The organism is Streptomyces sp. NPDC001848 (genome assembly GCF_042891915.1).
GTDB lineage: Bacteria > Actinomycetota > Actinomycetes > Streptomycetales > Streptomycetaceae > Streptomyces.
Genome location: NZ_JBIATP010000007.1, coordinates 314374 through 326884, shown reverse-complemented (window position 1 = coordinate 326884; position 12511 = coordinate 314374). Strand labels below are relative to the sequence as shown.

Below are 12511 nucleotides of genomic sequence, written 5' to 3'. Positions count from 1 at the left end.
ACGTCACTCACCAGCCAGCAGCTTGACCGGGTCGAGGGTGTCCTCGCCCTTGTTCCAGTTGCACGGGCACAGCTCGTCGGTCTGCAGGGCGTCCAGGACCCGCAGGACCTCCTTGGGGTTACGGCCCACGGAGCCCGCCGTCACCATGGTGAACTGGATCTCGTTGTTCGGGTCGACGATGAAGACAGCACGCTGCGCGAAGCCGTCCTCGCCCTCGATGCCCAGCGCGCGCATCAGCTCGTGCTTGGAGTCGGCCATCATCGGGAACGGCAGCTCGCGCAGGTCCGGGTGGTCCTTGCGCCAGGCGTGGTGCACGAACTCGGAGTCGCCGGAGAACCCGAGGATCTGGGCGTCACGGTCGGCGAACTCGTCGTTCAGCTTGCCGAAGGCCGCGATCTCGGTAGGGCACACGAAGGTGAAGTCCTTGGGCCATGCAAAGACGATCTTCCACTTGCCCTCGTAGGTCTTGTGGTTGATCTGCTCGAACTCCTTGCCCTTCTCCAGCGAGACGCAGGCGGTCAGTTCGAACTCGGGGAACTTGTCACCGACAGTGAGCACGTGCTCTCCTTGCAGCACAGAAGCACCTCGAGCACAAGGTGCTTCTCATGGGTTGGACTGTTCCGATGCTGGCACAGGGTGCATTGATTAGGGAAATAGCTACACTCGGTCGTGTTGATCGGTGTCAGCTATCAGTAACCTGGAGTAAGAGCATGGCCGTGGGTGGGACCAGGACCAACGGGCGCCGCCAGCCCACGCTCGCCCAGCTGCGGGCCTTCGCCGCCGTCGCCGAGCACCTCCACTTCCGGGACGCCGCCGCCGCGATCGGTATGAGCCAGCCCGCCCTGTCGGGCGCCGTCTCCGCCCTGGAGGAGGTCCTCGGCGTCACCCTGCTGGAGCGCACCACCCGCAAGGTGCTCCTGTCACCCGCCGGCGAGCGCCTCGCCGTACGGGCCAAGGCGGTGCTGGAGGAGGTCGGCGCGCTGATGGAGGAGGCCGAGGCCGTCCGCGCCCCCTTCACCGGGGCGCTGCGGCTCGGCGTGATCCCGACGGTCGCACCGTACCTGCTGCCCACCGTCCTCAACCTCGTCCACGACCGCTATCCGCACCTCGACCTGCAGGTCCACGAGGAGCAGACCGCGAACCTGCTCGACGGGCTGACCACCGGCCGCCTCGACCTGCTGCTGCTCGCCGTCCCCCTGGGCGTGCCCGGCGTCACCGAACTCCCCCTCTTCGACGAGGACTTCGTCCTCGTCACCCCGCTCGACCACTGGCTCGGCGGCCGGGACGGGATACCCCGCGAGGCGCTGCGCGAGCTGAACCTGCTGCTCCTGGACGAAGGGCACTGCCTGCGCGACCAGGCCCTCGACATCTGCCGGGAGGCGGGACGCGGAATCAGCGGGGCGGGGCGAAGCCCCTCGGTTGAGGGTGGTGGTGGGAGGCGGGAGGGCGTCCCGGTGACGACGACCGCGGCCGGGCTGTCCACCCTCGTCCAGCTCGTCGCGGGCGGCCTCGGTGTCACCCTCCTGCCGCGGACCGCGGTCGAGGTGGAGACCACCCGCAACGGCCGGCTCCGCACCGGCTACTTCGCGGACCCGGCCCCCGCCCGGCGCGTCGCCTTCGCCATGCGCGCGGGCGCCGCGCGGGGTGCCGAGTACGAGGAGCTGGCCGCGGCCCTGCGTGAGGCGCTGCGGCCGCTCCCCGTACGGGTGTTGGGGCCGGAGGACTGACAAGGGGCCCGCCTACTCCGTGCGCAGTCCGTCCGGCCGCATCAGCCGCAGCAGCGGAGGCAGGCTGAGCGCGGTCACCAGCAGCACCACCCCCGCGCCGATACCGGTCATCGTCAGCACGCTCGCCCAGTCGACGCTCACCGTGGCGCCGGACATCTTCAGCAGCACGGCGCCCAGTGTCAGACCGACCACCGAGGCCAGCAGCAGGCCGAGCGCGATGGGGATCGCCGTCTGCCACAGCACCGACAGGCTCAGCGTGCGGCGCCGGGTGCCGAAGGCGACCAGCGACGACAGCAGCTTCCTGCGTTCGCGCAACTGCTCCAGCTGGGACACCAGCAGGCTCGCGCCGATCAGCATCAGTACGCACGTGGCGCCCACGAACAACCCCCTGCGGATGGAGGTGAACCGCACCGACTGCTCGGTGGCCGCCCACGTCAGGGGGTTCGAGAACGGGGCGACCCGGGCCGCGGTGTTCCGTACGAAGTCGGGGGCGTCCCGAACCGAGCGGTCGAGCGCGAGGTAGATCTCCCCGCGGAAACCGCGCTCCGCCTGCGGGGGCAGCGCCCCGCGGGTGAAGAGGAAGCCGCCTCGCTTCACCCCGGTCGGGTCCTTGCGGGACTGCGCCTGCTTGAGGCCCCACGGCACCGTCCAGGCGAACTCCGTGCCCTTCTCGGCGCCGTACGAAGGGCCGAGGTAGAGGGTGCGGCCGGGCTTGGCCAGGGCCGGCGTGTCGGTGTCGCCCTCGGAGCCCCGCAGCACGAAGACGTCGCCGTCGCGGCACGAGGGGAGGTGCGCCAGCTCGCGCAGGGAGGAGCAGTCGCCGACCGTCACCTGACTGCTGGTCTGCGGGTCCTTGCGCCGGTCGCCCATCTCGGAACCGGAGAACGCCATGACCTGGCGCACGCCCTTGGTCCGGCCGAACTCCTCGGCGGCTGCGGCGACCGGGACGTCGCTCGCCAGGCTCACCTGCATCTGCGCCCGTGACACGTCCTGGCGCGCCATCTTCGTGTAGTCGCCCTCGACGCCGGAGAACAGCATCTGCAGGGCGATCGCGCCGGCCACCGCCACGGCGATGCCGTTGACCATGCGGGCGGCGGTGCCGCTGCTCAACTGGAGCCTGCGCACGGCCAGTTGCCAGGCCACGCCGCCCGAGTTCAGTCGGGCGACGGCCGTCTCGACGACCCAGGGCAGCAGCGCGGTGACGCCGACCAGCAGCAGCAGGACACCCCCGACGACCAGGTACTCGTTGAAGCTCCCGTTGTCGTGGCCCTTGCCGACCATCGGGTAGAGCATCGCGAGTCCGGCCAGCGGCAGCAGCAGCCGCCACCACAGCCGACGCCGCGCGGGCTTCGCGGTGCGCACCACCCCGAGCGGTTCGATGACCACACCGCGCAGCGCGAACAGGGTGACCAGCACCGCGGCCGCCGGGACCGCGACCGCCACGAGCAGGGCCAGCGTGGGAGAGGGGTTCAGGTAGCTGGGGAAGACACTGACTCCGAACACCTCGACCGAGGCGGCGAGCTGACGTCCGAGCAGGAAGAAGGCGGTGCCGAAGAGCAGTCCGAGCAGTGCCCCCGCGAGCGCCTCACCGGCGGCGATCCGCCGGGTCATCCCGCTGTCCGAACCCACGAGCCGCAGCGCCGCCAGCCTGCGGTCACGCCGTTCCCCGCCGAACCGCACCGCCGCGGCGATGAAGACGCCGACGGGCATGAGCAGGACGACGAAGACGACCAGGGTCAGCAGGAGCAGGACGGGGTCCGCCTTCTCGGACGCGGTCCCGTCGGGCCCGAACATGTCGATACGTGCCACGTCCGGGGCGTTGATCTTCGCCGCGAGCCCCTTGGCGCCCGCGTAGTAGGCCAGTTCGTGCGAGCCGATGAGCCCGCTCTCCCCGATGGTGCCGGTGATCCGGTACGGCAGCCGCTGCCGCAGCAGGGCGCCGTCGTCGGACTGGAGCAGTTTCTTCAGGGCGGGGGAGACGACCATCGTGCCCGGCTCCGGGAACCTGTCGAGACCGGGCGGCAGCGGCGCCCGGGCGCCCTCGGGCTCCATCACCCGGCCGCGGATGTCCTTCTGCCGGAAGGTGGTGTCGACGTCGGCGATCACCAGGGTGTTGTCGGCCTTCGGCTTCGGCTCCTGGCTGAAGGTGTGGTCCGCGCGTGCGTTGTCCCGCTCGTGCCGTACCGCGAGCGCGTTGGGGAGGGCGGTGGTGAGCAGGAGCAGGGCGACGCCGAGTCCGACGCCGAAGCCGGTCAGCAGGAGCCGGACCCATCCCTCACGTCCACTGCTGAACGCGAACCTGACACCCATGGCCAGGTCCTTCGACCACTGCCTGGCGCTCATACGAGGCGCTCCATGTCCCGGGACCTGCCGTCACGCACGACGATCTCGCGGTCCGAGTAGGCCGCCACCCGCGCTTCGTGCGTGACCAGGACGACGGCGGCGTTGGTGGAGCGGGCCGCCTCGGTGAGCAGTTCCATCACGCGCTCGCCGTTGAGCGAGTCGAGGGCGCCGGTGGGCTCGTCGGCGAAGAGCACGCGCGGGCCGGTGACCAGGGCGCGGGCCACGGCGACGCGCTGGCCCTGGCCACCGGATATCTCACCGGGCCGCTTGCCCGCGAGGTCGTCGACCTCCAGCCGACCCATCCAGGACAGGGCGGCCTGCTCGGCCTGTTTGCGGGAGGTGCCGTTCAGCCGCAGCGGCAGCGCCACGTTCTCCACGCAGGTCAGCTCGGGGACGAGTTGCCCGAACTGGAAGACGAACCCGAACTCGCTGCGCCGCAGCAGGCTGCGTTCGGCATCGCTCATACCGGCCATCTCGCGGCCGTTGTAGATGATGGAGCCGGCATCCGGTGGCACGATCCCGGCCAGACAGTGCAGCAGGGTCGACTTGCCCGACCCGGAGGGGCCCATGACGGCGACGATCTCGCCGGGGTGGATGGAGAACTCGGCTCCGTCCAGGGCGACGGTGGGCCCGTACGCCTTGCGCAGGCCCTCGGCGGCGAGCAGGGAACCGGCGGGAGCAGTCACTCGGCCACCGCCTCGGCGAGCTTGGCCAGACGCGCGGCGGTCAGCTCCAGCCAGCGCAGGTCGGCCTCCAGGTGGAACAGGGCGTGGTCGCAGATCAGCTGGTCGGCCAGGTCGCCCTTGCGTTTGCGGTCGGTCAGGATCCGCATCATCCGCAGGTGCTCGGCGCGCTGGGTGTCCAGGATGCCGGCCGCGTCGCGGTGGGTGAGGAGGGCGATGACCACCTTGGTGTACAGGGTCGACTGCAGATACGGCTCCGGCTTCTCCGGTGTCGCCAGCCACCGCTGGACGTCGGTGACGCCGGCCTCGGTGATCGCGTACCGCTTGCGCTCGGGGCCGCCGCCCGGCTCGATCCCGTCGACCTCGACGAGCCCGTTCTTCAGCAGCCGGGACATCGTCGAGTAGACCTGGCCGTAGTGCAGCGGCCGGTCCTGACCGAACTTCTCGTCGAAGGCCCGCTTCAGGTCGTAGCCGTGGCGGGGCCCGGACTCCAGGAGTCCTAGGAGGGTGTGACCGATGGACATGCCAAGAACTGTACACACTGTGTATACGCCTTGCGTATACATGCCGCGTATAGGCCGTGGCGGCGGGTGAGCGCCCGCAGGTGGGGGCCGATTGTCACAGTTCTGCTACGCGGCCTGCCGCCGACCCGGGCTGTTCCGACATCTCCGGCCGGTCCGGCGCGTGAGGAGGAGGCCGAAGGCCGATACGCGTCTGGAGGCGAGCCCCGGGCAGCGCCTACGCTTCCGGGTCGCCCGAAGCCGGCGGCCGCCCCCGGCGGGGAATCGGCTTCGCCCCGCGCGGCAGGCGCCCCGCCTCCGCCAGGGCCCGCCGCAGCAGGAACTCGATCTGCGCGTTCGCCGAGCGCAGTTCGTCCGAGGCCCACCGCGCCAGCGCCTCGTACACCGACGGGTCGAGCCGCAGCAGCACCTGCTTGCGCTGCTGCGGCCGACGCTGGGGGTTCGCGCCCCCGGAGGGAGTCGTCACTGGTAGAGGGACCCCGTGTTCAGGACCGGCTGCGGGGCCCGGTCCCCGCACAGCACCACCATCAGGTTTGACACCATCGCCGCCTTCCGCTCCTCGTCCAGCTCCACGATGTCTCTCTCCGCGATCCGGGCGAGCGCCGCCTCGACCATGCCGACCGCACCGTCCACGATCTGCCGCCGCGCCGCGACCACCGCCCCGGCCTGCTGCCGCTGGAGCATCGCCGAGGCGATCTCCGGAGCGTACGCGAGGTGCGTGAACCGCGACTCGACGATCCGCACCCCGGCGGCCTCCACGCGCGCGTGCAGCTCGGCGGCGAGCTTCTCGGTGATCTCCTCGGCGTTCCCGCGCAGCGAGAGCCCGCCCTCCTCATGGGCGTCGTACGGGTACTCGATCGCGATGTGCCGCACGGCCGCCTCGGTCTGGGTGCCGACGAACTCCAGGAAGTCGTCCACCTCGAACGTGGCCTGGGCCGTGTCCTCCACCTTCCAGACCACCACCGCGGCCAGCTCGATCGGGTTGCCGTAGGCGTCGTTGACCTTCAGGACGGCGGTCTCGTGGTTGCGCACGCGGGTGGAGATCTTCGTGCGCGAGGTGAAGGGGTTCACCCAGCGCAGCCCGTCCTGCCGGATGGTGCCGCGGTAGCGCCCGAAGAGCTGCACCACCCGCGCCTCGCCCGGCGCCACCGTGTTCAGACCGCACATCGCGAGGAACGCCGCGAGGCCGATCAGCACGCCGACCACGATGAGTGCGGCCCTGGCGCCGGACCCGGCGACCGTCGACCCGGCGGCGACCAGGCCGACGCCCAGCACCAGCCCCATCAATCCGAGCAGCAGCGCCGCTCCGCCGCCGATGCTGTGCGCCGGGAACTCCCGCACGCCCGGACTGGGCATCTCCGGTATGCCCGTGGCGGCGGAGGTGGTGGCTTGTGTCGACATGGGTGGTCTCCCCCGTTTTCGTCTCTAGCTTCTGAGTATCTAAGTGATAGCACATTACCCTCGCGGACAACCTTCCACTCCTCCTGCACGTCGGTTCGGATGGGACGGGTGCTGGATCTCACGTCCGTAAAAGACGTGATCGACAACCCTTTGTCATACCGCGCGGTGTTAGCTTTCTGAGCTGACCTGAACCACGCACCTGTGTGACCCACGAGAGTGAAGCGGAGCGGATCGAGCCATGGGACGAGCGGAAGAGAGACGAGCGCGGCAGCGCGGTGGCCGCCGCGCGGCGCCCAAGCGCTCGCCCAGGACGACCGGGTCCCCGTCGGCCGGCGCGGTCGGTCCGGGCGCCGCACCGGGCGCCGCACCGGTCGGCGGCCGGGCCGCCGCGCGGGCCGCCGCGAGGAGCCACGGAAAGGGCAAGAGCGGTAAGAGCGGTAAGAGCGGCATACGCCGCTTCTTCACCTGGAAGACCGTCCTCGGCTCCCTCTTCGGCTTCGTGCTGCTGGTCATGGGCGCGTTCGTGGCGCTGTACCTGCTGACGCCGATACCGGCGGCGGCGAACGCCGACGCGACGGTGCAGAGCAACGTCTACAAGTACAGCGACGGCTCGATCCTCGCCCGCAGCGGCAAGCTCAACCGCGAGGCGGTCGACCTCGCCCAGGTCCCCCTGCCCGTCCAGCACACCTTCGTCGCGGCCGAGAACAAGACCTTCTACCAGGACGCCGGCGTCGACCTGAGGGGCACCGCCCGCGGCATCCTCAACACGCTCTCCGGCAAGGGCGCGCAGGGCGGTTCGACGATCACCCAGCAGTACGTCAAGAACTACTACCTGAACCAGAACCAGACCGTCACGCGCAAGCTGAAGGAACTGGTCATCTCGCTGAAGCTGGACCGCAAGAAGTCCAAGAACTACATCCTCGCGGGCTACATCAACACCAGCTACTACGGCCGGGGCGCCTACGGCATCCAGGCCGCGGCGCAGGCGTACTACCGCAAGGACGCCAAGAACCTCACGGTGGAGGAGGGCGCCTACCTGGCCGCCCTGCTCCAGGCGCCGAACCAGTACGACTGGGCGATCGCCACCGACACCGGCAAGCAGCTGGCGCAGGCCCGCTGGAACTACGTCCTGAACAACATGGTCCAGATGCACTGGCTGGACGCGAGCAAGCGCCAGGCCATGAAGTTCCCGGTGCCCAAGGCGCCCAGGGGCGCGCCCGGCATGGAGGGGCAGACCGGCTACCTGGTGGACGAGGCGAACGCCGAGCTGGAGAGGCAGCTCGTCGCCCAGGGCACCGCGTCCTCCCTCGGTGACGCCGAGGCGCTGGTCAGGGCGGGCGGCTGGACCATCACGCTCAACATCGACAAGAAGCGGGAGAAAGAGCTGGAGCAGTCCGTCAAGGACCAGCTGACCAGCAAACTCGACCCGAAGAAGCGTTCCGTCGACGGCGCCGTGCAGGCCGGAGCCGCCTCGGTCGACCCGAAGACGGGCAAGGTCCTCGCCCTGTACGGCGGCGTCGACTACTTCAAGCACTTCACCGACAACGCGACCCGCCGCGACTACCAGGTCGCCTCCACCTTCAAGCCGATCATCTTCGCCGCCGCCCTGGACGAGGGCGCCAAGACGCAGGACGGCCGGGGGATCGACGCCAACACCGTCTACGACGGCACCAGCGGCCGCCAGGTCGTGGACAACGGCACCCAGGTCGGCTTCGGCCCGCCGAACGAGGACAAGCAGAACTACGGCCCCATCACCGTCCAGACGGCGATGAACAAGTCCGTCAACTCCGTCTTCGCGCAGATGGGCGTCGACGTGGGCATGGACAAGGTGATGAGCGTCGCCGGCAAGCTCGGCATGGACACCAAGGGCATGCAGGCGGTTCCCGCCCAGACGCTGGGCTCGATGGGCGCGAGCCCGCTGGAGATGGCCGGCATCTACGCCACCCTCGACAACCACGGCAAGAAAGTCACCCCGACGATCCTGAAGTCGGCCGAGCACAAGGACCGTACGGTCACCCTGCCGAACCCGATCGGCGACCAGGTCATCAGCCGCCAGGCCGCCGACACCGTCACCTCCGTGCTCACCGGCGTGGTCGACGACGGTACGGCCAAGGAGTCGGTGGCGGACAACCCGGCGCGCGGCGGTCAGCAGGTCGCCGGCAAGACGGGTACCTCCGACAACAACAAGTCGGCCTGGTTCACCGGCTACACGCCGGACCTGGTCACCTCCGTCGGCCTGTTCGGCGAGGACCCCAAGTCCCACGCCCAGGTCCCGATGACGGGTGCCACGGGCGACGTCCCGGGCAGCCCGAGCGGCCGTATCAACGGCGGTAGTTACCCGGCGCAGATCTGGGCCTCCTACACCTTCGAGGCGATGGGCCAGGTCAGCAAGTTCGACCTGGACACCACCCAGGGCGCGGCGGTCCAGCCGAGCGTGACGCCGACCCTCTCACAGTCGCCGACCACCTCACCGTCGTCGACGCCGACCTCGCAGAAGCCGACGACCCATCCCCCGACGACCTCGGCCCCGCCGTCGACGTCGCCCACCACGAGCAAGCCTCCGACGAGCTCGGCCCCGCCGTCGCCGACCAACTCTCCGACGAGGCCGACGCCGCCGGCGAATCCCCTCAATCCCAACGGCGGGCAGTAGGCCCTGTCGACGCGAAGGGCGCCCGGTGGACCGGCCACCGGGCGCCCTTCGCGTTGTCGTACCAGAGGCCCTCAGCCTCGGTTCAGCTCGAACCACACCACCTTGCCGGTGCTCAGCCGGGTCGCGCCCCAGCGCCTCGCCAGCCGGTTCACCAGGTACAGCCCCCGGCCGCCCTCGTCCGTGGCCCGTGCCTGCCGCAGACGCGGCAGCTGCGGCACGTCGTCGCCGACTTCACAGCGCAGCACATCGGTGCGCAGCAGCCGCAGCGTGACCGGACGCGACGCATATCGCACGGCGTTCGTGACGACCTCGCTGACCAGCAGCTCCACCGAGTCCGTCAGCTCCTGCAGCCCCCAGCGGTCGAGCGCCCGGCGCGCCAGCCGCCGCGCCCGGCTCGGCGCCGCGTCCTCGGGCTCCAGCACCCAGTACGCGACATCGCTCGGCGCGATCCCGTCGAAGCGGGCGGCGAGCAGCGCGATGTCGTCGTCACGGTCGCCGGGCCCGAGCATGTCGAGCACCTCGTCGCACAACGCCTCCAGCGGCGGCGGGTGGTCGGCACCGGTGAGCCGGGCGGTCGCGGCGAGCTTCTCCCGCAGCTGCTCTATACCGGTCCACACATCCCGCAGACGCGACTCGACCAGCCCGTCGGTGTACAGCAGCAGGGTGGCCCCGGCGGGCGCGTCCAGCTCCACCGCCTCGAAGTCCACGCCGCCGACGCCGATGGGCGCGCCCGCCGGCACCCGCAGCACCTCGGCCCGGCCGCCCAGGTGCAGCAGGACCGGCGGCGGATGGCCCGCGTTGGCGATGGTGATCCGGTGCGAGACCGGGTCGTACACCGCGTACAGGCAGGTGGCCATGCGGTCGGTGCCGAGCCGCTGCGCCTGCTCGTCGAGGTGGTGCAGCACCTCCTGCGGCGGCAGGTCGAGCCCGGCCAGCGTCTGGGCCGTGGTCCGCAGCTGACCCATGATCGCCGCGGATGTCATGGAGTGGCCCATCACGTCACCCACGACGAGCGCGACCCGGCTGCCCGGCAGCGGAATCGCGTCGTACCAGTCGCCGCCCACCCGCGCGGTCTCGGCGGCCGGCAGGTAGCGGGACGCCAGCCGTACGCCCGTCGGGTTCGGCAGCGTCTCCGGCAGCATCGTGCGCTGCAGCTCGTCCGCGATGTACGCCTCACGGCCGTACAGCACCGCCTTGTCGATGCCGAGCGCGCTGTGCGTGGCGAGCTGCGCGGCGACCAGCAGGTCCTCCGCCTCGAACGCCAGGCGCTCCGCGCGGCGCAGGAACAGCACGGCACCGATCACCCGGCGCCGCCCGCGCAGCGGCGCGAGAATGGCGCGCTGACCCGGGGGGATCGTCAGGTCGTCACCGAGCAGTTCGGGCAGCGCGGCCCTGGCGGCGGGCGCGTCCGCGAACACCGGCCGCACCCCGCGCAGCACCTCGGCGAGCGCGCCCCCGGGCCGCACCTCGCACAGCTCGTTGCTCAGCTCCACGACCCCGGAGTCCTCCGGCACCGGCACCGGCAGGATGCCGTCCTCCAGGTCCCGCTCCTGCGGTATCCGGTCGGTGCGCCGCAGCCGCAGCACCAGGGGCCCGGTGGGACGCTCGTCGCCCACCGGCAGCGGGTCGCGCAGATACACCAGGATCGCGTCCGAGAACGTCGGCACCGTGGCCCGGCACAGGCCCATCACGATCTCGTCCAGGTCGATCCCGCGCGCGATCCGCCGGGTCGCGGCGCCCACGAAACGCAGCCGGTCGCCGTCGCGCCGCATCGGCATGGGCCCGCTCGGCCGGCCCTGACCGGTGCGCCGCTCCTGGCCGCCGGGCGGGGCGGCGGGACGGTTCTGCTCCCCGCTCGGCTGGACCGGGATCACCTCCGGGGCCGGACGCGGCCGGTGCGCGTCGGGTTCGTCGGCGGCCGGCTGGGAGTGCTCGGCGCCGCCCGCCGCGGGCAACGGGGTCGAGGCGCCGCCCGAAGAGCCCGACGATCCGTGCTGGGCGCAGGGCAGCGGCGCGGCGGGGGAGGCGGGCGGGTCGCCCGCCCGGGTCTGTGCGGGTAAGGCCGTGGCCGGCGGTGGGGTCAGCGGCTCCGGGGCACGCAGGAGCGCCCCGCGGGGCTCCGCGGGGCCGACGCCCGGCTGTGGGCGCTCGTGGGAGGTCGGGTGCTCCGTCACGCGTGTCGAATCCATCCGTCCGGGGCTGCGCGCCGTGCGTGCAGTTCGTCCCGCAGTGAAGCCGATACCCGGAATACATGTCCCAGGAACGGATTTCCCGCCAGGTCACACGCCGTTCCTGGGACACCGGTCTCACGAGCTGTCCCGGTGTGGCCCTCGTACCCCTCGCTCACGTCCTGCCGCCCCTCGGTGACGTTCGGTCAAGCCCAGCGCTTACTGCGGGAGTTGCTGTGGTGCACCCTTGCGGAGGACGATCCTACGGTTGTACCGCGGGGGCGCAACAAGGGTCTCACGAGGTCATGTACGCGGGAGTGCGGTCCCAGTCGTCCGGCAGTCGTGGCACCGACCAGGACGGATCGGGACGCCAGTGCTGCCAGCCGTCCGAGAACGGCGTGCCCCAGGCGCGGATCACCTCCACCGCGGACCGTCCGGCCTCCCGTACCCGCTCGGCGAGCTGAGGGCTGATCAGCCCGTCCTGCTGGGCCTGGGCGAACTCGTCCTCGTCGCGCCAGCCCCAACTGCGGTCCGGGTAGACGCAGATGTCCAGGAAGTGATCCTCGGAGTCGACCCCGCCCGCCCAGCGCACCAGCGGCTCCTCCAGGTTGACGTACCAGTTCTTGAAGCGCCAGCCCGGCTCCCAGAACAGCCACACCGACCAGGGCTGACCGGGCTGGGCCAACTTCAGCACGCCGGTACCGAACCAGCGGTCGAGCTGCACGGCGCGCGGCTTGGTGTAGCGGGTCCGGAGCGGTTCGGCGTGCAGTGGCGTGCCGTCGGCGAGGACGGGCTTCACACACGTCGTTCCCGGCGCCATCCACACGGCGAGCAGGTCGGGGTCGTCGCGTACGACGGTCACGGGGCGGGCGATGTGGAAGCGCTCACCGGCGTTCTGCCGGTACCGCCACAGAATCTGGTCGCCGGGTGCCCAGCGCCCCGTCACCCCATCGGCTTCGCGCGTTTCGCCCGCTTCCACTCGTCTCACCGCTCCACCCTCCGCCATGCACAGATATTA

Annotated in this window: 10 protein-coding genes; 2 read left to right on the top strand and 8 right to left on the bottom strand. The window is 71.0% G+C overall.

Annotated features, from left to right (window positions below):
• Positions 1–3 precede the first annotated feature (3 nt).
• A complete protein-coding gene (locus ACFYZJ_RS16930; protein ID WP_388568324.1) occupies positions 4–558 on the bottom strand; it encodes a peroxiredoxin in 555 nt (184 codons plus the stop codon).
• Positions 559–710: 152 nt separating this feature from the next.
• Here ACFYZJ_RS16930 and ACFYZJ_RS16925 point away from each other — a divergent pair, with 152 nt between their 5' ends.
• Complete coding sequence (locus tag ACFYZJ_RS16925) at positions 711–1727, top strand: LysR substrate-binding domain-containing protein (RefSeq protein WP_388568321.1); 1017 nt, start codon at positions 711–713, stop codon at positions 1725–1727.
• Positions 1728–1739: 12 nt separating this feature from the next.
• Here ACFYZJ_RS16925 and ACFYZJ_RS16920 read toward each other — a convergent pair whose 3' ends face one another.
• From ACFYZJ_RS16920 to ACFYZJ_RS16900, 5 genes are all read right to left on the bottom strand, one after another.
• Positions 1740–4070: an ABC transporter permease gene (locus tag ACFYZJ_RS16920; protein WP_388568318.1), complete on the bottom strand. Its 2331-nt coding sequence runs from the start codon at positions 4068–4070 to the stop codon at positions 1740–1742.
• Positions 4067–4756, bottom strand: coding sequence for an ABC transporter ATP-binding protein (locus ACFYZJ_RS16915; RefSeq protein WP_388568316.1), 690 nt, complete (start codon positions 4754–4756; stop codon positions 4067–4069). Before ACFYZJ_RS16915 ends, ACFYZJ_RS16920 begins: the two co-directional genes overlap by 4 nt.
• Complete coding sequence (locus tag ACFYZJ_RS16910; RefSeq protein WP_388568313.1) at positions 4753–5277, bottom strand: PadR family transcriptional regulator; 525 nt, start codon at positions 5275–5277, stop codon at positions 4753–4755. Before ACFYZJ_RS16910 ends, ACFYZJ_RS16915 begins: the two co-directional genes overlap by 4 nt.
• Before the next feature lie 214 nt (positions 5278–5491).
• A complete protein-coding gene (locus ACFYZJ_RS16905; protein ID WP_388568310.1) occupies positions 5492–5791 on the bottom strand; it encodes a hypothetical protein in 300 nt (99 codons plus the stop codon).
• Positions 5737–6675: an SPFH domain-containing protein gene (locus tag ACFYZJ_RS16900; RefSeq protein WP_388568308.1), complete on the bottom strand. Its 939-nt coding sequence runs from the start codon at positions 6673–6675 to the stop codon at positions 5737–5739. Before ACFYZJ_RS16900 ends, ACFYZJ_RS16905 begins: the two co-directional genes overlap by 55 nt.
• Before the next feature lie 238 nt (positions 6676–6913).
• On the opposite strand from ACFYZJ_RS16900, the gene ACFYZJ_RS16895 reads away from it, so the two are divergent.
• Positions 6914–9325 carry a transglycosylase domain-containing protein gene (locus ACFYZJ_RS16895; RefSeq protein ID WP_388568306.1) on the top strand — a complete coding sequence of 804 codons (2412 nt, stop codon included), beginning with the start codon at positions 6914–6916 and terminating at the stop codon, positions 9323–9325.
• Between the two features lie 71 nt (positions 9326–9396).
• Here the strand turns inward: ACFYZJ_RS16895 and ACFYZJ_RS16890 are convergent, their stop codons facing one another.
• Positions 9397–11514 carry a SpoIIE family protein phosphatase gene (locus ACFYZJ_RS16890; RefSeq protein WP_388568304.1) on the bottom strand — a complete coding sequence of 706 codons (2118 nt, stop codon included), beginning with the start codon at positions 11512–11514 and terminating at the stop codon, positions 9397–9399.
• Between the two features lie 274 nt (positions 11515–11788).
• Positions 11789–12499, bottom strand: coding sequence for a DUF402 domain-containing protein (locus tag ACFYZJ_RS16885; RefSeq protein ID WP_388568302.1), 711 nt, complete (start codon positions 12497–12499; stop codon positions 11789–11791).
• Positions 12500–12511 lie beyond the last annotated feature (12 nt).